This is a genomic window from Comamonas testosteroni TK102 (genome assembly GCF_000739375.1).
GTDB lineage: Bacteria > Pseudomonadota > Gammaproteobacteria > Burkholderiales > Burkholderiaceae_C > Comamonas > Comamonas brasiliensis.
Window position 1 is genome coordinate 1,592,451 of sequence record NZ_CP006704.1, and the last position, 20,437, is coordinate 1,612,887.

The 20,437-nt window shown below is 62.5% G+C and carries 18 protein-coding genes and 1 pseudogene; 14 read left to right on the top strand and 5 right to left on the bottom strand.

From position 1 onward, the window contains the following. The first annotated feature begins 51 nt into the window (after positions 1 to 51). The 11 genes from O987_RS07230 (at position 52) to O987_RS07280 (ending at position 11,824) form a co-directional block, all read left to right on the top strand. Positions 52 to 1,191 (top strand): acyl-CoA dehydrogenase family protein, encoded by a 1,140-nt coding sequence (locus O987_RS07230; protein ID WP_235214281.1) that lies wholly within the window; start codon positions 52 to 54, stop codon positions 1,189 to 1,191. Continuing rightward, a complete protein-coding gene (locus O987_RS07235) occupies positions 1,188 to 2,366 on the top strand; it encodes an acyl-CoA dehydrogenase family protein (protein WP_051962134.1) in 1,179 nt (392 codons plus the stop codon). Before O987_RS07230 ends, O987_RS07235 begins: the two co-directional genes overlap by 4 nt. 224 nt (positions 2,367 to 2,590) lie before the next feature. Then, the gene (locus O987_RS07240; protein WP_043371312.1) at positions 2,591 to 3,376 is read left to right on the top strand and encodes an SDR family oxidoreductase; all 786 of its coding nucleotides are present in this window, start codon (positions 2,591 to 2,593) and stop codon (positions 3,374 to 3,376) included. 2 nt (positions 3,377 to 3,378) lie between these two features. Continuing rightward, positions 3,379 to 3,864 (top strand): MaoC family dehydratase, encoded by a 486-nt coding sequence (locus tag O987_RS07245; RefSeq protein ID WP_043371313.1) that lies wholly within the window; start codon positions 3,379 to 3,381, stop codon positions 3,862 to 3,864. Between the two features lie 136 nt (positions 3,865 to 4,000). Continuing rightward, positions 4,001 to 5,203, top strand: coding sequence for an acetyl-CoA C-acyltransferase (locus tag O987_RS07250; RefSeq protein WP_043371314.1), 1,203 nt, complete (start codon positions 4,001 to 4,003; stop codon positions 5,201 to 5,203). 36 nt (positions 5,204 to 5,239) lie between these two features. After that, entirely contained in the window at positions 5,240 to 6,487 is a 1,248-nt protein-coding gene (locus O987_RS07255) for a LuxR C-terminal-related transcriptional regulator (protein WP_003057417.1), read from the top strand. Positions 6,488 to 6,675: 188 nt separating this feature from the next. Then, the gene (locus O987_RS07260; protein WP_003057416.1) at positions 6,676 to 7,581 is read left to right on the top strand and encodes a LysR substrate-binding domain-containing protein; all 906 of its coding nucleotides are present in this window, start codon (positions 6,676 to 6,678) and stop codon (positions 7,579 to 7,581) included. Between the two features lie 79 nt (positions 7,582 to 7,660). Continuing rightward, a complete protein-coding gene (locus O987_RS07265) occupies positions 7,661 to 9,640 on the top strand; it encodes an aconitase family protein (protein WP_043371315.1) in 1,980 nt (659 codons plus the stop codon). A gap of 33 nt (positions 9,641 to 9,673) precedes the next feature. Then, positions 9,674 to 10,651 carry a Bug family tripartite tricarboxylate transporter substrate binding protein gene (locus O987_RS07270; RefSeq protein ID WP_043371316.1) on the top strand — a complete coding sequence of 326 codons (978 nt, stop codon included), beginning with the start codon at positions 9,674 to 9,676 and terminating at the stop codon, positions 10,649 to 10,651. Positions 10,652 to 10,657: 6 nt separating this feature from the next. Further along, a complete protein-coding gene (rraA, locus tag O987_RS07275) occupies positions 10,658 to 11,128 on the top strand; it encodes a ribonuclease E activity regulator RraA (RefSeq protein WP_043371317.1) in 471 nt (156 codons plus the stop codon). Positions 11,129 to 11,413: 285 nt separating this feature from the next. Continuing rightward, positions 11,414 to 11,824, top strand: a complete 411-nt coding sequence (locus O987_RS07280) for a VOC family protein (protein WP_003057412.1) — start codon at positions 11,414 to 11,416, stop codon at positions 11,822 to 11,824. 470 nt (positions 11,825 to 12,294) lie between these two features. Here the strand turns inward: O987_RS07280 and O987_RS07285 are convergent, their stop codons facing one another. Continuing rightward, positions 12,295 to 12,771 carry a hypothetical protein gene (locus O987_RS07285; RefSeq protein WP_043371318.1) on the bottom strand — a complete coding sequence of 159 codons (477 nt, stop codon included), beginning with the start codon at positions 12,769 to 12,771 and terminating at the stop codon, positions 12,295 to 12,297. Positions 12,772 to 13,469: 698 nt separating this feature from the next. On the opposite strand from O987_RS07285, the gene O987_RS07295 reads away from it, so the two are divergent. Beyond that, a complete protein-coding gene (locus O987_RS07295) occupies positions 13,470 to 14,336 on the top strand; it encodes a hypothetical protein (protein WP_043371320.1) in 867 nt (288 codons plus the stop codon). Positions 14,337 to 14,368: 32 nt separating this feature from the next. Here the strand turns inward: O987_RS07295 and O987_RS29820 are convergent, their stop codons facing one another. Further along, positions 14,369 to 14,575: an integrase core domain-containing protein gene (locus O987_RS29820; protein WP_080731461.1), complete on the bottom strand. Its 207-nt coding sequence runs from the start codon at positions 14,573 to 14,575 to the stop codon at positions 14,369 to 14,371. Between the two features lie 196 nt (positions 14,576 to 14,771). After that, a complete protein-coding gene (locus O987_RS07300; RefSeq protein WP_003057410.1) occupies positions 14,772 to 15,656 on the bottom strand; it encodes a LysR family transcriptional regulator in 885 nt (294 codons plus the stop codon). Positions 15,657 to 15,778: 122 nt separating this feature from the next. On the opposite strand from O987_RS07300, the gene O987_RS07305 reads away from it, so the two are divergent. Next, positions 15,779 to 16,762 (top strand): Bug family tripartite tricarboxylate transporter substrate binding protein, encoded by a 984-nt coding sequence (locus O987_RS07305; protein ID WP_235214287.1) that lies wholly within the window; start codon positions 15,779 to 15,781, stop codon positions 16,760 to 16,762. Between the two features lie 35 nt (positions 16,763 to 16,797). After that, positions 16,798 to 18,420: a gamma-glutamyltransferase family protein gene (locus O987_RS07310; protein ID WP_043371323.1), complete on the top strand. Its 1,623-nt coding sequence runs from the start codon at positions 16,798 to 16,800 to the stop codon at positions 18,418 to 18,420. A gap of 263 nt (positions 18,421 to 18,683) precedes the next feature. Here the strand turns inward: O987_RS07310 and O987_RS28650 are convergent. Then, positions 18,684 to 18,916, bottom strand: a pseudogene (locus O987_RS28650) (IS5/IS1182 family transposase); the annotation flags it as partial. Positions 18,917 to 19,123: 207 nt separating this feature from the next. After that, on the bottom strand, positions 19,124 to 20,386 hold the full coding sequence (locus O987_RS07315) for an MFS transporter (protein WP_043376193.1): 1,263 nt from the start codon (positions 20,384 to 20,386) through the stop codon (positions 19,124 to 19,126). Positions 20,387 to 20,437: the final 51 nt, after the last annotated feature.

The following is a 20,437-nucleotide window of genomic DNA, read 5'->3' on the forward strand; positions in this document are numbered from 1 at the left end:
CCGTGGTGCCCGGCCTTCCCATTCGATGAAGAACTCAGGACGCGAGCCATCATGGATTTAAGTCTGAACGAAGAACAAAAAATGATCGCCGAAAGCGCCGCGGTGTTTCTGCAGGAAAAAAGCAGCACGGCACGGGTGCGCAAGGTCTGCGAAACCGAGGGCGGCCTGGACCGCGCCCTGTGGCAGGAAGTGCAGGACATGGGCTGGTGCAGCGTGGCCCTGCCTGAAGCGGCGGGCGGCATGGGCCTGGGATGGCGCGAGCTGGTGCTGCTGCAGGAGCAGATGGGCTACCACCTCGCCTGCGTACCGTTCTTTGACGCCGTCGTTGCGGTGACGCCGTTGTGGCAGGCGCTGAGCCAGACCGAGCAGGGCCTGGGCGTGGTGGAGCGCCTGGCGGCCTCGGGCCGGATCTGCGTGCTGGGCATGACGGTGCGCGGCGAGCTGCCAGCCACGGCTGTCACCAGGGTGGATGGCGATGCTCTGGTGCTCGATGGCCAGTGGCACCAGGTAGGCTCCGGCGCGCATGCCGATGTATTTCTGCTGCCAGCCACGCTGCCTTGCGGATCTCTGGGCCTGCTGGAGGTGAATGCCGCGGCTGAAGGCCTGAGCGTGCAGGCGCTGGCGACGATGGACGCCACGCGCAGCAGCGCCGATGTCTCGGCCGTGAATGTGAGGCTCACCGGCTCTGCCGTGCTGATGCATGGCGATGCACTCGAGCAACTGTGGGCGCAGACGCGCAATCTGGCCGCCATCGGCCTGGCGGCCGAGCAGGTCGGCGTGGCCGAGCGCGCGCTGGATCTGGCCGTGGACTACACCAAGGAGCGCCAGCAGTTCGGCAAGGCCGTGGGCAGCTTTCAGGGCGTCAAGCACCGCGCAGCGCAGATGCTGGTGAAGGTGGAGACCGCGCGCTCTGCCGTCTATGCAGCAGCTTTCATAGCAGATACCGCAGGTCATACAAGCGATCTGAGCTATTTTGCTGCTCAATGCCGCACGGATGCTACGGAAGCAGCTCTCTTTTCCACAGGTGAAAGCATTCAGCTGCATGGCGGCGTGGGCTTTACCTGGGAGTTCGATCCGCATCTGTTCTTCCGGCGCGCGCAGGCATCGAGCCAGCGCCTGGGTACGGTGGAGCAGTGGCGCGAGCAGGTGGCAGCGCGTTTGTTGGACGAGAGTGTGACGGAGGCAGCATGAAGATGCAGGAATCGGAAATCAACGAGGCCTTTCGCGCCGAGGTGCGTGAATGGATGGCGCAGCATCTGACAGGGCGCTTCGCGCCGCTCAAGCACGCCAGCGGCCTGGGCGCCGAAGGCTATGACGCGCAGCTGGCCAAGGAATGGGAGCAGGAACTGGCCAAGGGCGGCTGGACCGGTCTGGGCTGGGAGACTCGGTACGGCGGCCGCAATGCGCCGCTGGCCCAGCAAGTCATTTTTCACGAGGAATATGTGCGCTGCGGCGGCCCGGGCCGTATCGGCCATATCGGAGAGACCCTGCTGGCCCCCACGCTGATGGCTTTCGGCACGCCCGAGCAGAAACAGCGTTTCCTGCCTGGCATTCTGGCCGGCACCGACTATTGGGCTCAGGGCTACTCCGAGCCCGGCGCGGGCTCCGACCTGGCCGGCATCCGCACCAGGGCCTGCCGTGATGCGGACACGGGTGAATGGGTGATCCACGGCCAGAAGGTCTGGACCTCCTGGGCGCATGAATCCGAATGGGTGTTTGTGCTGGCCCGCACCGACGAGGCCGCAGGCAGCGCAGCCAGCGCGCGCCACGCCGGCATGGTGCTGCTGCTGGTGCCCCTCAGGCAGCCGGGCGTGGAAGTGCGCCCGATTCGCCAGATCACCGGCACCTCGGAGTTCAACGAAGTCTTCTTCGACGGCGCACGCACCGAGGGCGGTCTGCATCTGGGCCCCGTGGGCGACGGCTGGAAGGTCGCCATGTACTTGCTGGGCTGCGAGCGCGGTGCGTCAACGCTGGGCCAGCAGGCGCATTTCCGCCATGAGCTGGATCTGATCGTCGCTCTGGCCAGACGCAATGGAGCGGCACAGGACCCGCTGTTGCGCCAGCGCCTGGCCAAGGCCGATATGGGGCTGCAGACCCTGCGCGCCCATGCGCTGCGCTCCAGCGACGAGAACACGTCGTTTCGCGTGGCCTCGGTCTCCAAGTACGCCTGGTCCAACTGGCACCGCGATCTGGGCGAGCTGGCCATGGATGTGCTCGGCGAGCAGGGCGGGTTGGTGCTCAGGGACCCGGCACTGGCCGCGCTGCAGCAACTGTGGCTGGTCAGCCGTGCAGACACCATCTATGCCGGCACCAACGAGATTCAGATGAACCTCATGGCCGAGCGCGCACTGGGCATGCCGCGCTGATCGGGCGCATCGGGCGCGTCCGCCCTTGCGCCAGAGGAGCTGGCAGATGCTCTGCCCGGCCCGGACAGAGATGCTGCGAACCCCGGGTTTGCCCGGTGGTTGGCCGCATCTTCTGCTTTGAAATGTCCATGCGGCGACATTAGGGAATGACCTATCGTCCAAAGTGACGATGCTGCAGCGCAGCGGCGACCGGAAGATCTAGGCAACAACCTTCTGAATGCAAAATGATTAGCGCTCCCTCCTACGTTGCTGCCCACGGTCTGCTTAAAGACAAAACTGTGCTCGTTACCGCTGCTGCTGGCGCCGGTATTGGCTTTTCCGCTGCAAAACGTGCAGCCGAAGAGGGCTGCAAGGCCTTGTTCATCTCCGATGTGCATGAGCGCCGGCTGGCCGAAGCCGTGGAGCAGATCAAAAAGGATACGGGTTTGACCCAGGTCTTCGCCAAGCTCTGCGACGTGAGCCGGGAAGATCAGGTTCAGGCACTGATTGCCGAAGCCGACAGCGCCATGGGCGGCATCGATGTGCTGATCAATAACGCGGGTCTGGGCACCAGCTGCAAGGTCGTCGACATGAGCGACGACGAGTGGAGCAAGGTCATCGACATCACCCTGACCGGCGCCTTCCGCATGACGCGCGCAGCGCTCAAGCTCATGCAGCCGCGCGGCAAGGGCGTGATCGTCAACAATGCCTCGGTGCTGGGCTGGCGAGCCCAGACCGAGCAGGCGCATTACGCGGCCGCCAAGGCCGGCGTGATGGCGTTCACGCGCTGCTCGGCGCTGGAAGCGGCTGAATTCGGCATCCGCATCAACGCCGTGGCGCCATCCATCGCCATTCACGCCTTCCTCAAGAAGTCCGCCTCCGAGGAATTGCTGGCCAAGCTCTCCGAGAAGGAAGCCTTCGGCCGTGGTGCCGAGCCCTGGGAAGTGGCCAATGTGATGATCTTCCTGGCCAGCGACTACTCCTCGTACATGACGGGCGAGGTCGTGTCCGTGAGCTCGCAGAGGGCCTGAGCATGAACGCAGTCGCAGACAAGATGCTGTTTGACTCGGCGGCCTCGGTGCTGGCCTCGGTGGGCCGTCAGCTGGGCGATACCGAGTGGATGCAGATCAGCCAGCAGCGCATCAACCAGTTTGCCGATGCCACGGGCGATCACCAGTGGATTCATGTGGACCCCGAGCGGGCCGGCAGCGGCCCGTTCGGCGCCTGCGTGGCCCATGGCTATCTGACGCTGTCGCTGGCCAATCTGTTTCTCCCCCAGCTGGTCAGCTATCAGGGGCTGAAGATGGGCGTCAACTATGGCTGCGAGAAGGTGCGCTTTCCGGCACCGGTGCTGGTCGACAGCTGGGTGCGTGGCAGCGGCGAGGTGGTGGCGGCGACGCCGATCGGGGAAGACGGCGTACAGGTCACCATCCGCATCAGCGTACAGGTCAGGAATCAGGACAAACCCGGCTGCGTGGTCGAAACCATCAGCAGGCTGTTCTTTATCCAGGAAAATTGAGTGTGTGCAAGCGCCTGCTCCCGCAGACGGTTGCATTTTTTGTGAAGAGGCACGAGCCGCCGACAGAGTGGCCGGCCTCGATAGGGCAGCAAGCACTGCCCAGGGCGCGACGACAAGAAAGTTAGGAGACAAAGACATGAAAGACGCAGTCATCGTTTCGACGGCACGTACCCCCATTGGCAAGGCTTATCGTGGAGCCTTCAACGACACCGAGGCTCCGGTGCTGGGCGGACACGTGATTCGTGCAGCGCTCAACAAGGCGAACGTGGCCGGTGCCGATGTGGATGATGTCATTTTGGGCATTGCCGCGCAGCAGGGCACGCAGGGCTACAACCTCGGGCGCCTGTGCGGCTATACGGCCGGCCTGCCGGAATCCGTGGGCGGCATGGTGATCGATCGCATGTGCGCATCGGGCCTGATGAGCATTGCCACGGCAGCCAAGGGCATCATGACCGGCGAGATGAATATCGCCGTGGCCGGTGGCCTGGAGTCCATCTCCCTGGTGCAGAACAAGTACAAGAACGCCTACCGTGCCCAGTCCAAGGCAGTGCTGGCCGCAGAGCCCACGGCTTACATCCAGATGATTGAGACGGCCGAGCTGGTCAGCCAGCGCTACGGCATCAGCCGCGAAGCCCAGGACGAGTACTCGCTGCGCAGCCAGCAGCGCGTGGCTGCGGCGCAGGACAAGGGCGTGTTCGACGACGAAATCGTGCCGCTGACCACCGTCAAGCAGTTGTTCGACAAGGAAGGCAATGTCACCGGCAGCGAGGAAGTGACGCTGACCCGCGACGAGGGCAACCGTGCCGACACCACGCTGGAGAGTCTGGCCAAGCTCAAGCCTGTCTGGAAGAACGGCCAGTGGGTGCCAGAAGGCCGGTTCATCACGGCCGGCAATGCCTCCCAGCTGTCCGACGGTGCCAGTGCCTGCGTGCTCATGAGCGCCGACGAGGCCCGCAACCGCGGTCTCGCGCCTCTTGGCACCTACCGCGGCGTTGCCGTGGCGGGCTGCCGCGCCGATGAAATGGGCATCGGCCCTGTTTATGCCATCCCCAAGCTGCTCAAGCAGCATGGCCTGACCATGGGCGATATCGGTCTGTGGGAAATCAACGAAGCGTTCGCCTGCCAGGTGATCTACAGCCGCGACCAGCTGGGCATTCCCGATGAGCGCCTGAACGTCAATGGCGGCGCGATCTCCATCGGCCACCCCTTCGGCATGTCGGGCGCCCGTCTGGTCGGTCATGCCCTGCTCGAAGGCCGCCGCCGTGGCGTGCGGTTTGTGGTGGTGAGCATGTGTATTGGCGGCGGCATGGGCGCTGCCGGCCTGTTTGAGCTGAACTGACCTGTCTGCAAGCAATCTTCAACCCAGGAGTTGAACATGATGGACAGCGCCTTCGCCAAGATGGGTTTCTCCACCTACACGCCAAGCTCCATTGCCTGCGTGATCAAGGATGTGCCCGTATTCGACACCCCGGCTCCGGTGCGCGCACCGGCCGATACGCCATTCGTGAGCGCCGAGCAGTTCAGTGCGCTGATCAGCCAGCTCTATGAAGCGGCCATGGACCCGGAAGGCTGGAAGCCTTTTCTGGAGACCCTGCGTCTGCAGCTGGGCGGCAATTACGCCTCGCTGATCGTGCGTCCCGGATCGGCTGACGATGTGGGCCTGATCGTCTCGGCCGCGGGCGATCGCCGCGATCTGATGCCGAACTGCCCCAAGATCAGCATGAGTCCGTTTCGCAGCATGCCTACCGACCGTATCGTGACGGTGGGTGACGTGATGCCCGAGTCCGAGTGGCGCGCCTCGAGCTACTACAACGACTGGTGCAAGCAGCTGCAGGTCTTTCATGTGATGGCTGCCGACATCGTCACCAAGGACAGCTGCGTCTACGGACTGCGCGTCACGCGGCCCGAAGGGGCCCCGGCTTTCAACAAGCAGGAGCGTGCCTTCGGCTCCATGATGCTGCCGCATATCAAGCGCGCGTTGAATCTGCATCTCTCGGTGAACCAGGATCGCCAGGTCATCTCGCTCTACAGCAAGGCCACGGCCCAGCTGATGGTGGGCGTGGTCATCCTCGACCAGAACGGCAATGTGCTGGAGTGCAATCCTGCCGCTGCCAGCATCCTGGACATGCAGGACGGCCTGAAGATCTCCGGCGGCATGCTGGAGGCCAACTACGCCAACGACAACCGCAAGCTGCAGCGCCTGATCAAGGACGCGCTGATGCACACCCAGGTCTCGCGTCTGTCGATGACCGAAGGCATGTCGGTCAGCCGCCAGTCGGGCCAGCTCAACTGGGGCGTGGTGGTGCAGAGCATCTCGCCCGACGAGTGGACCGAAGGCAAGCAGCGCCCCAGCGTCGCCGTCTTTGTACGCGACACAGGCGGCAAGGCCGACCCACCCGTGAAGCTGGCCCAGCAGCTGTTCCAGCTGACGCCGGCAGAGACCTCGCTGGCCATCCAGCTGGCCAACGGCCTGTCGCTGGAAGAGGCCGCTGAAGCGCTCAATATCCGCCGCAACACGGCGCGAGCCCATCTGCGCTCCATCTTCTCCAAGACGGGCGTGCGCCGCCAGACCGAGCTGGTGCGAATCTTCCTCAACAGCGTGGCCTGGCTGGGCAACAAGTAGGAACGGTCGACATCAACAGAAAGCGGGCTCAGGCCCGTTTTCTGTTGTTGCAGCAGTTGCCGCATGGCCTGCGGATGCAAATCGATCGCGGTGGATTGAAAGGACTGCCAGCAAGCGGCGCGCAGGCTTGGGTGACGGCCTTTCTTGTCTTGTCTGTTATCGTCCGGCAAGCAACTATCAGCCGCGCGATGAAGTCAACCCCACCCCCTGCAAGACGCCTGGATGCCTATAGCCTGAGACTGTTTTCAGCAGTCGCAAGAACAGGCTCCATTGCGAGGGCGGCGGAACAGGAACACATCGCCTCATCGGCCCTGAGCCGCCGGATTGCCGATCTTGAACATTCTTTCGGAACCGCCCTGCTGGTCCGCTCCCCTCGGGGCGTGACATTGACCGATGCGGGCCGCATCGTTTTCGAGCGCGGCCTGCAGATCGACGATGAGCTGCAGGGCCTGATCCGGGAGGTACAGGAGCATGGCGAAGAGGTGAGGGGAACGGTTCGCCTCTACGCCAATATGTCGGCAGTCATCGGTTTTCTGCCGGAGAAACTGTCCACGTTCAGGGCTCGCTTTGCGCATGTGCGGATATCGCTGCATGAGGCGGACACCCGCGAGGTCATCAGAGCCTGTCTCGATGATCGCGCCGATGTGGGCTTGGGTGTGGCCGTCAATGTTCCGACCGGGGTCGACTCCTGGTATTTCGCCTCGGATCCCCTGCATGTCGTCCTTCCAAGAGGGCATTGTCTGGAAGATTCCGAGGCCATCGATTTCTCGAAGGTGCTGGAGTTTCCTCTCATCGGGGTGCACCAGGGGGGCGCGTTGGACAGGCTGCTCCACGAGCGCGCGCAAGCCTTGCAGATGCGGTTCACGCCCGAGGTGTCCCTGAGCAGCTTCGATGCCGTGTGCCGGATGGTGGAGGCAGGCCTGGGCATTGCCGTGATTCCCCAAAGTGCCACGTCGGCCTATGCGGGGACGGCCGGTTTCATACGACGACCCTTGTCAGAACCCTGGGCCATGCGCGAACTGCGCCTGTATGCCTTGCGGCGTCAGCCACAGCTTCGGTCGACCCAGGCTTTGATGGACGTGCTTTCGGGGTAATTCCGGTCGCCGAATTTTGCGCGACCCCCCGTGCTGTCTTGGCGCTACCCGCTGATCTGCCATCGTTCGATGATGGCGCATGCAAACCCAACTCCATCCAGCAGCCCGCTTTTCGCCACGCATCCTCTACCTCAGCCAATGCCCGGCAACGGTGAAAAAAGCACTTGGCGGTCAGCCGGTTCGGCTGGCCGATGCGCTGCCTCTGCGCGACGATGTGTCCACGGACGAGATCACACCGATCGCGATTCTCACGCACTTCGACGACGAACTGGGGCGCTATCCCTATACGGGGTTCAAGACCCAGGGTGAGCAGCCCGTGGCAGTCGATGCCATGCGGGACAGCCGGATACAGGTCGTCGTGGCGGGACGGCGCTATGGCAAGGGCTCTTCCCGCGAGCATAGCCCGGCCGCCGAAAAGCTCGCGGGGGTACGCCTGGTGATCGCCGAGAGCTTTGAGCGCATCTACAGGCAGAACGCCGACAACATCGGACTCATCACTTCCACGGATTTCAGCCTGATTGCCAGGATCGAAGCCGGCGAAGATATCTGCTGGCAAGAGCTGGTCGAGGGGCGGGATGTGCTTGCCGCCGCGATTCTCCGGGAGGGCGGTCTGCTGCCGTTCGGCCGCTCGCATCTGGGACAGATCTCCGCAGCGCCTGAGATCGCCGGCAGGCCGCGCACCCTGTTCGAGAAGATCGTGGCCAGGCACGCCCTGACCACAGGCGTGACGGTGGCCGATCCTGCGCCCGGCGATGGCGCCTTTGTGCGGGCCGACTGGCGTTTCATTCACGAGTACTACACCGGCATGGCGGCGCACATGCTTCACGCCGCGTTCGACCGGCCGCTTCATCTGAGTGACCCTGGCTCCATCCTCGTCTTCGAGGATCACACTTCCTGCGTGGAGGAAAGCCCGACGCATGTCAGGGAGGGTCTGATTCCCAAAGTCCATCGCATGGTGCGGGCGCAGCGCGACTTTGCCGGCGAGTACGGCCTGCTCACCCACCGGACGCTGACCGAGCTGGAGGCCAGGAGCGACGACGGGCGCAACGTCGCCGGTATTTCACACGCCATGATGGCCGAGTGCTATGCCCTGCCCGGGCAACTGGTCGTGGGCACGGACTCCCACACTCCCCATAGCGGTGCTCTGGGCTGTGTCGCGTTCGGGATAGGCACCACCGATATGGCGAATGCCTTCGTCACGGGGGCCGTGCGCCTGACGGTCCCTGAGAGCCTGCGCATCGTCCTTGATGGCGAACTCTCGGCGAATGTGACGGCCAAGGACGTGGTGCTGCATCTGCTGGCGCAGCCCTACATCCGCGCGGGTGGCGGCGTCGGAAAAGTCTTTGAATTCACGGGGGCTGCCATCGCGCGGATGAGCACCGACGAGCGTGCCACCCTCACCAATATGAGCGCCGAGCTGGGCGGTTTCACGGGGATTGTGGCGCCGGACGCAGAGACCGTGCGATTCCTGCTCGAGCGGCGCGCAATACGCTTCGTGATCGAGGACTGGATGCACAGCGATCCCGATGCGAGCTATGCACGGACCATCCGGATCGACTGTTCCGAAGTGCCGGTCATGGTTGCCTCGCCGGGGGACCCCGGCAATGGCCGACCTCTGGCTGCGATCGGGCGGAAAGTGCGAATCGACATTGCTTACGGAGGCTCCTGCACGGCCGGAAAGCGCGAGGACTTCGAGCGCTACCACGAGGTGCTGCAATGGGCTGCCGACCGAGGCCTGCGCGTGGCTGCCGGTGTCGATCTATTCCTGCAGTTCGGCACGACAGCGGTCCGGGATCATTGCCTGGCGGCCGGCTATCTCGAGGCATTCGAGCGGGTGGGAGCGCGGATTCTTCAGCCTTCCTGCGGGGCATGCGGCAACTGCGGTCCCGGAGGCTCCATCCGGCCTGATCAGGTCACGGTCAGCGCCATCAATCGCAACTTTCCGGGCCGGGGAGGCCCGGGCAGCGTCTGGCTTGCAAGCCCCTCAACCGTCGCAGCCAGTGCAATCGCCGGAGAGCTGCTTTCTTTTGAAGAGCTCAGGCAACGCCACTCGACCTGAGCCCAATCGACAGCCATAAAAAAGGAGACAACGATGACAACCATTCCAGGCAAGCGCGGGCTCGCTTTGCTGCTCATCATGGCCTGCGCCTCTTTCGGCGCAAGCGCACAGCTGGCCGCGCCGGAAAAGCCCATCCGCATGGTGGTGCCGCTGACGGCTGGCTCCACGGTGGATGCCGTGGCACGCGCGCTGGGCCCCGGTCTGGGACGGACAAGCGGCCATCCCGTCGTCGTCGAGAATGTGGCGGGAGCGGGGGGCATTCCGGGTACGGCACAGGTCGTCAAGGCTGCCAAGGACGGCCTGACCCTGGGCATGATCTCTTCCAACCACGTCATCAACCCCGGGATCTACAAGACCATCCCCTATGACAGTATCAGGGACATCACGCCGATTGCCGTGCTTGCCACCGTGCCGCTGGTGCTGGTCGTCAACCCCAAGCTGCCGGTCAGGAGCCTGCAGGCGTTGCGAGAGTACGCCAAGGCCCATCCAGGAGCCCTGAACTATGGATCGGCGGGCAATGGCAGCACGCTGCACCTGGCCAGCGAGCTGCTGATCTCCGAAACCGGCATCAGCATGAAGCATGTGCCTTACCGTGGCACCGCCCCTCTGATCACGGATCTGATCGGCGGTCAGGTGCAGCTTGCCTTCGTCTCCGTCTCCCTGGTCGTGCCGCAGGTGAAGGCCGGGACGCTACGCGCACTCGCCGTCTCCACGACGGTCCGCTCGTCCGCTCTTGCCGAGGTTCCTACGATGGTGGAAGCCGGTGTTCCTGAATACAGCTTCGATGCCTGGATCGCCTTGATCGGGCCCGCAGGACTTGGCAAGCCACTGGTCAACCAGTATGCGGCCGCCGTGAAAACGGCAATGGGATCTGCGCAAGCGCAGGCCGCCATCGCCGGACAGGGGCTTCTGATGCTCGACAAGGGACCGGATGAAGCGCCTGCATTTTTCCAGTCTGAATTGATCAAGCACCAGAAGCTGGTAAAGCAATCCGGCGCCACCTTGGACTGAGGCAGCATGCGAATCAACACGGCGGACCTGTGCGACAGCCTGGGAGACGCAGCCCAGGTTTGCACAAGCAACTGGCGCTCGTATGGCGGCAGCCCCACGGTTTCTGGCCGCATTCAAACGCTGCGAGCCCATGAGGATGCGGCCCTGATCCGGCAGACCCTGGCAACGCCAGGCCTTGGACGGGTACTGGTGGTGGACGCGGGCGCATCGCTTCGCGTCGCCGTGCTGGGCGACAACATGGCGCGCACCGGGCTGGCGAACGGCTGGGCCGGAGTGATCATCGAGGGAGCGGTGCGCGATGTCCAGATCCTTCGCAGTTTGGACATGGGCATATTTGCCCTTGGTCAGATCCCGCTGCGCGCCGGTCGCACCGGATGGGGCGAGCTTGGTGTGATCCTGAACATCGCCGGCATACGCATTCGTCCGGGAGCCACCATCACCGTGGACATGGATGGTGCCGTCGTTACCGAGGGCTGAGCAAGGGCATGGTCGGCGCATGCCGATCTTCCATGACACTGCTGCGCGAGGCCAGCCAGCGATTTGAGCGGCAGCAAACGCAGTTGGCTGACACGGGTGCAACTGGATATGATGTCCCGGCAGCCTGTTCGTCCGCTCCGAAACTGGCAAGCTGTGCCTGCCATGCCATCGCTATTGTGGGCAGGAGTACGGCCACACATCCAGCTTGCAGCGCCTGGACGAACTGTTGACGTCGCTCGCCAATGCCTGAAGATTCTTTCTCAACGCAGATCTTGAAAGTCTCACATGCCCAAGCAAATCTTCGTCAACCTGCCCGTCGCCGACCTGCCAAAGGCCAAGTCCTTCTATGAAGCAATCGGCGCTGTCAACAACCCGCAGTTCAGCGACGACACCGCCGCCTGCATGGTCGTCTCGGACAGCATCTATGTAATGCTGCTCACCCATCCAAAGTGGGCCACGTTCACCCGAAAGCCAATGGTGGATGCTCACGCTGCCAGCGAAGTCATGTTGTGCCTGAGCGCTGACGACCGCGCGGCTGTTGACGACATGGTTGCCGCCGCCTCCGCTCATGGCGGAAAGGCGGATGTGAACCCCCTGCAAGACCACGGCTTCATGTATGGGCGCAGCTTCGAGGACGTGGACGGCCACATCTGGGAAATCATGTTCATGGACATGAGCCAGATGCCTCAGGGCTAATGCAAGCTCGACCATAGGCAACGCCTGCCTATGGACGTCTTGGGGAGTTCCTGCGAGGCAATGAGATAGCTGTTGCTCAGGCCGTTAGCACGAGCTTGTGGAACTCGCATGGGATCGCATGGCGGGGCGTCCGCGTCCCGGCCTATTCGTGGACTCACGCTATCTGCCAGAAGCAGTCCTTGGAGGTACTCTCCCAGGGGACTGCTTCAGGCTGTGAGCTGTCTGTCGCCGAACGGCAGACTCAATGGAACAGCGTGACAAACCTAAGACCCCCATCAGCGGTCGTTCGTGTTGGCCAGCAATCGACCCGAAGCGGTCTCTCCTGGACATGGAGAAAACCTTCGACTTGGTAGTTGTTGATGGCTGACTCCAGACACTCTTGCCCTTTGCCCTATCAGACGCCAGATTCATCTAAAGGTGGTCTGGTCATGAGCTGAAGTCAGTGTCTACAGCTGGCCGAGGGTAGTTAGTCAGAAGTCACCAAGCTTCAATGCTCGGTCGAATGAAATTCTGTCCCGCGTTGCTAAAAACATGGTCGGAGTTCCGGCACCAAAGACATGCAGCGGCAATGCGGTCTCAACTTGAGCCCAAAAATCGGTAGCTTTATCCGGCGGCAGCGGCGCGAAGCCGAAACGGTTGACCGATGAGCGATAGAACCTTGGCATCGGACGCTCTTCATACACGTACCACTCATCAAAACCTGGCATAGGCAGGTTGGATACGGCGGTGATTTTGGGACTCACAGCAAATCCATCCGCGACCTCCCAACCGGCCTCCAGCTCAGCCTCGGACGGCTTGTACTTGCCGCTGTCACATGACGCAATGACCACATGTCGCCCGATCACTAATTCCGGCATACGTTCGAGCAAGTCAAAAAGCGATGGATCCCAGTCGTAGGACCACTGTACGACTGAATACTTCAATTTATGTCCGACAAGATGAACCATAAGGAGGCTTCTTGGGGTTGGTCATTACGTGCACCAGCACGTACTGTTGAACATCTGCGCTTCTGGGGCAGTCTCGATCCTAGTCGCAGACCTAAGAAAGGTCCGGTATTGGCCGAAGCCGGGCCTAGCTACTGGTGAGTACAGCACCGCAAAGCTGACCTTCGGGGCTGCGTCTTGAGCCTCCGATTTCAACAGGTGCAGGCCGTCGCCAGTCGGCCAGAAGCGGACTGCGAAGTGAAGGACAAGCGGCCACATAAAGCACCTTTCATCTCATTCGACTGGCAACCGCACGATGACACTTGCCTCGATGCGCTCATTTTGAAAATGACTCATACCCTAGGCAACACACGTATCAATTTATGTTTAGGGCTCACCCACGCTGCCCAAACATCAAGTCAACTCCAGCGATCAACTCATTGACTGGTAGCCGCCGCAAAGCATTGAGCGCGTCAACAAGGGCCGAGTAGCCATGAGCTCGATCTGTGGGCTGGCTCATGGAGCGCGTTCGTTTCCTTTGGCTACTTTTAGCCCAACTTCATGGACTAAAGTCAATCCTTTAACTGATTATCGAGAGTCAACTGAGGGTCGGCCCGAGCCGGTGCTGCCAGCTAGAAGCAGTCACCCCCGACCATTGCCATGCCTCGATTCATATTGATCCAAGTGAAAAAATCATTGAACCATTCATCGAGGGATACCGCATGAAAGCGTTTATCCCATTCTGCATTGCCTCGCTTTGCTCCGTCGTATCGGCTCAGACCAGCGTGCCCTCTGGTCGCATAGTCCCGACTCCCATCTACGGTGTCACCGTGGACGATGTGAGCAGGCTTAGCGACATCACGCGCAGCCTGTCGTCGCTGGCCTACCGGCCTACCACGCGCATCGTCTTCGATGAGTTCGTGAACCCGGACTATTACCGCAAGCCAGCAGTGGAAATCTCCAAGGTTTCCTACGTGATGGGTGAGATATTGGACTCGTACTACGTCAAGCAGTACAGCGTGGATGGATACATACAACGGACTAATCAATATCTCAATGCGTTGTCGGATGTAGTGGATATTTGGGAAGTAGCCAACGAGGTCAACGGCGAGTGGCTGGGGGCCAATGCCGATGTGGTGGCGAAGATGACCAATGCCTACAACATCGTGAAGGCACAGAACAAGACGGCCGCGGTCACGCTCTACTACAACCAGGGCTGCTGGTCTCAATCCTCCAATGAAATGTTCAAGTGGGCCGAGGCCAATGTCCCAGCCTACATGAAGCAGGGTCTGGATTACGTCTGGATTTCCTACTATGAGGATGACTGCAATGGGCTCAAGCCCAACTGGCAGCAGGTGTTCGACAAGCTGCACGTGATGTTCCCCAATTCCAAGATCGGGTTCGGGGAAGTGGGTACCTCACGCAAAACCAAGAAGGCCGAGTACCTGACCCGCTATTACACGATGAAGATCACTACCCCGAATTATGTGGGCGGTCACTTCTGGTGGTACTTCAGGCAGGACATGGTGCCCGTCACCAAGGAGCTGTGGACTACCCTGAATGCGGCGATCAAGGCGGCGCCCCGGTAGGTCGGTGAAGCCTCCTCGTTTTCCTGTGCCACCTAAAAGCAGAGGTTGGGGCAACGTTTGACATGACACGCGACAGGAGGAGTGCGGCCTGCCGATTCATGCGGGCGATGGTGGCTGTAGCGATGCAGCCAGCCCTCGGTCATCGAGCGCACTTCCTGCAACGATTCCAAGACATGGCAGTCGATCACCTCCGTTTTGGGAGGTGTGGTTGAAATGGGGGTACCGGCAACATTGATCATCTGTACCCAATGCTCACTATCAGTGCGTCTACAGCTTCGATCAAGGATTGACTGAGAAGATGATCATCCCTGGCTAACGAGGTCGCCCCCTGGCAGGCTCCTTTCGCGGCCGCTTTGCACCTCCAGACGACAGCGATAGAGCGAGCGCAACCAGCATGCCGCCAACGAGAAGTGCAAGAGGGTCAGGCTGGTGCCCTCAAACTGCCATACCTCGCGCCGCCATGAACTGCTGCCCTACAGCCGTGACCACCTCGGCGCGGGCCGCCGTGCGCAGCTGCACCAGGGCGATCTGGCGGCTTTCAGCTGCCTGGGGGATGGGCACTACCCGCAGCTGCGGGTTCCTGTCCCAGGCATGTCTGGCCAGAAGAGGCAGCATGGCTACGCCCATGCCGTCGCTCACGAGTTCCACGATAGTCTCGATCGAATTCAGCTCCATGAACTCCTGGGGCTTGGCGCGCAGCCGGCGCAGCGTGCGCTCGACCAGTTCGCCCGTGTGTTCGGTACGGTCAAACCGGATGAATGGATAGCGCTCCACCATGGTTGCAGGATCGGCCAACCGGGAGGAACGCGAGGTCAGCAGCACCATGGGCTCGGCGTACAGCGGTGTCCAGACCAGGGAAGGGCGCTTGAGGGCCGGGTCATGGACCACTACGGCAGCATCGAGTTCATGGTTTTCCACCTGGGCAATCAGCCGGTTGGACTTTCCCGATACCACATGCAGGTCCACCGCGGGGTGGTGGCGCTTGAGCTCCAGCGTGGCACGCACCAGCTCGCTCAGTGCCGAGACGATGGAGCCGAACTGCACGGTGCCAGCCAGCGGCGCGTCTGCCTGGGTGCCGTGCTTGGCCTGTTCGTACAGCGCTACCAGCTGCGTGGCTATGGGCACCAGCGCCCGGCCCTGCTCGTTGAGCGCCACCTGCTTGCCTGCGCGGGTGAAGAGCTTGCGCTTGAGGTCGGCTTCCAAGGTGCGCATCTGCAGACCCACGGCGACCTGGGTCAGGCCCACGCGATGTCCAGCCGCCGTGAACGAACCTTCGGTGCAGACGGCCAGAAAAGTGCGAAGAATCCGCAGGCTTGACATAAATGGTTTTCTTTCAAGAGACGGAAGAAAGTCCAGCTTTCACAAAGTTCTTTCTATCATCAAAATTCTTCTATTCAACCCTTCAAGCTGCATTAAATCTGGAGTTTCCTATGCGTGCACACATGTCCCGCCGGCTTTTCACCTGCTGCGCCACTTTGCTGACCTGCGGCGCCATGGGCCTGGCAACGCCGGCCCTGGCCGCCGACGTCTGGCCTTCGCAGCCGATCAAGATTCTGGTGGGCTTTGCCGCAGGCGGTGGCAACGACATCGTTGCGCGCATTCTGGCCAAGGAGCTGCAGCAGAGCTTGGGCCAGGCCGTGGTGGTCGAAAACAAGGGCGGCGCGGGCGGCCTGCTGGCCAACGAAATCGTGGCCAAGTCGCCCAAGAATGGCTACACCCTGCTGCTGGGTTCCATCGGCAGCAACACCATCGCCCCGGTACTGGCCAAAAAGCTTTCCTACGACCCGCGCAAGGACCTGGAGCCGATCAGCCTGGTGGCCGAGTCGGGCAACGCGCTGCTGGTGAACGCCAAGCTGCCCTACACATCGGTCAAGGAGATGATCGGCATGGCGCGCAAGGAACCTGGAACCATCAACTACGCCTCTTCCGGCAGCGGCTCGACCCTGCACCTGGCCGGCGCACTGTTCGCCCAGCAGGCGGGCGTGAACCTGGTGCATGTGCCTTACCGCGGCAATGGCCCTGCGATTGCCGATGTCGCCGCAGGCCAGGTCCATGTCATTTTCTCGGGCATTCCACCGGCCATTACCTCCGCCAAGACCGGCAAGACCCGCATTCTGGCAGTGACCACCAAGGAGCGTGTGAAAAGCCTGCCCAACGTGCCCACCGTCGCCGAAGCCGGGCTGCCGGGCTATGCCTTCACTTCCTGGTACGGTCTGTTTACCACCGGCGGCACGGATTCGGCGATCGTTGAGAAGCTCGCCAAGGAAGTGCGCAACATCATCGCCCGCCCCGATGTGCGCGCGCAGCTCGAGGCCCAGGGGCTGACCCCCGAAACCAGCGACCCCAAGGCGTTCAAGGAACAAATCGACCGCGAGCTTACACGCTGGACCCGCGACGTCAAGGTTCTGGGCATCACCATCGACTGAATCCCGAAGGGTCAGCGCCCGTGTCAGGAACTTCCATGAATCTCCCTTTTTCTCCCGGCAACCCTTACCGCTCGGTGCGAGTTCCCGTTTTCGCACGCAACGGCGTGTCAACCTCCCACCCCTTGGGCGCGCAAGCCGGCTTGCGCATGCTGTGGGCCGGCGGCAATGCCGTTGACGCAGCCATCGCGGCAGCGGCCGTGATGGCCATCGTCGAACCTGTCAGCAACGGACTGGGCTCGGACGCGTTCTGCATTCTGTGGGACGGCGCGCAACTGCACGGCCTCAATGCCTCGGGCCGCGCCCCCCAGGGCTGGACGCCCGAATATTTCGAAAAGAGCTACGGCAGGCAGGCCAAGCCCCCGCGCCGCGGCGTGGACTCGATCACCGTGCCCGGCGCCGTCAGCGCCTGGGTCGCCTTGCACGAGCGTTTTGGCAAGCTGCCGTTCGCCAGCCTGATGGAGCCCGCGGCTGAAATCGCCGAACGCGGCTACCTGGTGCCGCCCGTGGTGCAACAGAAGTGGGCCGCAGGTGCTCCCGAGCTGCAGGCTCAGCCGGGTTTCTCCCAGAGCTTTCTGCCCTCCGGCCGGCCACCTGCCGTGGGCGAGCTGTTTCGCTTCCCCGCGGCCGCACGCGCGCTGCGCGCCATCGGCGCTAGCCAGGGCAAGGCGTTCTATGAAGGCGAGATCGCTTCGGCGGTCACTTCCTTTGTCCAGCAGCACGGCGGCTGCCTGAGCATGGCGGACATGGCCCAGCACCAGGCCGAATGGGTCGCACCGGTGGCCAAGGACTACCGTGGCTACACCCTGCACGAGATTCCGCCTGGCGGCCAGGGCATTGCGGCGCAGATCGCACTGGGTATCCTGTCGCATTTCGATCTGGCCAGCCTGCCCCTTGATGGCGTGGCTTCGCAGCATCTGCAGATCGAGGCCATGAAGCTGGCCTTCGCCGATGTCGACCGCTATGTAGCCGATGCCGGTATGGAAGTGACTACCGCGCAAATGCTCGATGACGCTTACCTTGCGTCGCGCGCCAAGCTCATAGATCCCCTGCGCGCACAAGATTTCAAGGCCGGTAATCCGGTGCAGGGCGGCACGATCTACCTGACCGCGGTCGATGAGAGCGGCATGATGGTCAGCTTCATCCAGAGCAACTTCGCGGGCTTTGGCTCGGGAGTGGTCGAGCCCAGCTTCGGCATCAGCCTGCAAAACCGTGGCTACGGGTTCAGCGCCGACCCGGACGGCCCCAACCGCGCGAACCTGGTGGGCCCGGGCAAGCGACCGTTTCACACCATCATTCCCGCCTTCCTGACCAAGGATGGCCAGCCGGTGATGAGCTTTGGTGTCATGGGCGGCAACATGCAGCCCCAGGGCCATATGCAGACGCTGGTACGCATGATCGACTACCGCCAGTCGCCCCAGGCTGCCTGCGACGCACCACGCTGGCGCTACAACGCGGGCCTGGCGCTCAATGTCGAAGCCGGCATGGATCCTTCCACTGTGGCTGGTCTGCAGGCCCTGGGGCACCAGCTGGAGGTCATTGATGATCCCTACCAGGACTTTGGCGCTGGCCAGTTCATCTGGCGCATGGGCGACCCCGCTGTCGAGGGCTACCAATTCGCCAGCGATCCACGCCGCGACGGGCTGGCTGCAGGCTTCTAGCAGCAGGTTTCCCGCTCCAGGCATGCCAGCCCTGAGTTTTCAGCCTTGATCGCAACGACCTGCGCCAGGGTGGAGCGAAGCATAACCAGGCCCGCAAGCGCAAAAATTGGCTTCTGGAGGAGTACAGGCAGGGGAGGGCAGAGGGGGCTGTCTGCAGAAGGTGTACTGCTGGTGCGGCTGCGCAGCCGCAGTTCTTTCTCCACAGCGGAGGTGCTGGTGCATAAACCAGTTCTGGGTCAAGCAACCCATGACCCCAGACGTGGCTATGCCGCAGGCACCGTTTGCGGATGGCCCAGTTCAGTGAGCCGATTCAGAATGGCGGCCCGGATATGCAGCTCATTGACCCGTCGCTCGAATGTGCGTGACATTACCCGCTCATCCAGTCGCTTGCCGCAATGCATCTTGGTCTCCACCAGGCTGCGTTGGTGATAGCTCCTCCAGCTTTTCCATAACTTGCGTCCAAAGCGCGACTGCATGCGGCGGTTGCCGCATCGCGACTGCAATCAGCCTGCAGCAGTCCGCTACACAAGGATGGTGACCGACGCCTCATGGCCGGTAGTGTGAGTGCGCGGATACGCGCCGAACATCTCTTCGCATCCGCCGAGCGGTCCATCCAGTTCCGAAGGATCGCTGCGGGTTGATTTCCACGCAGACCGACCTGTGGGGCGGTCTGGCGTGGAGACCACTGTTGAAAAGGCCTTCGTTACCCACGGACACGCGCCGCAGACTGCTGCGGCGCAGCCAGCAAGGGGCGAGCGCAGACCGCGCACAGGGCGCAGGCCGACCAGACCAATACCCAGCCCTGCAGCGACAGCAGATGCGGAATCGTCATCGGTACGGCAAAACACACAATGAACACGCTGGTGTTGGCCATGCCCAAGGCCGTGCCGGCGCGACCGGCTCCGGCCAGGGTCGCCAGCTCGGCATAGGCCACACCATGCCAGGCAGAAACACAGATACCGGCACCGGCTGTCAAGACCAGCAGCAAGAGCGGGCCCGGCGCAATCCAGCACGCTGTCGCAAGCGCCGCAAAAAGCAGCATGCTCAGCCAGCTGCAGGCGCTCAAATAGCTTTGGCGGTTTCGATGGCGGTCCGTCCAGCGACCACTCCATATGCGCATCGCCATGGCTGCACACTGGACGACGGCCATGACTGCGGAGACCCGTTCAAGCTCGGCCTGGGCGAAGTCGTGCAGGAAGACCGTGCCGAAAGACAGCACTGCGAATTGTGGCGCGCACAGCATGCCGATGCCGGCCACGGAGCGCCAGGCGCGAGCATCGCGCAATGGGCTGGGGCTGGGGCCGGTGGCGAGCTGGCGCTGTGCATGCAGCGCAGCATGCGGCGGCTCGTGCACCCATGCGGCGGCGAGCAGTGCGGAGAGCAGGCAGATGCTCGCCAGCACGGCGAACACGGCAACAAAGCCGCCATGCAAGGCCAGCGCAGGCAGCAGCAGCGCACCGATGGCGCCGCCGAGCGGCACTGCAGTCTGGCGTATGCTCATCGCCAGGCCTCGCTCGCCATCCGCAAACCAGGTCATCACGGCCCGCCCACTCGCGCCGTTGAGGCTGCCTCCCAGCAGGCCGACCAGCACCAGACCGCCCGCCAGCCATTGCAGACCGGGCACCTGCCCAGCCTCAGGCGTTGCCCAGACGGCCATCGCAGCCAGTGCGAGTGCCGTGCCGATCAGACCGGTGAGCAGCACGGGGCGATCCCCCCAGCGATCGGTAAGCAAACCCCAGGGCAGCTCGCTCAATGCGATGCCCAGGCCCATGAGGCCCAGCATCAGGCCGAGTGTGCTGGTATCGAGCTGGTATGAGGAGCGCATCATCACCGCCGTCATCGGAATTCCGCTGAAGGCGGTCGAAAAAGCGGCATTGGCGAGAACGCCTGCGGCCAATACCTTCCAGCGATGGCTTGGAGGGGTGACGGGCAGCTCAGGCAGCGAGAGGCAGTCGGAAGAGTTCATGCCGCGCAGTGTGCTGGCGCCCAATCATTTTGAAAATCAAATAATATTTAA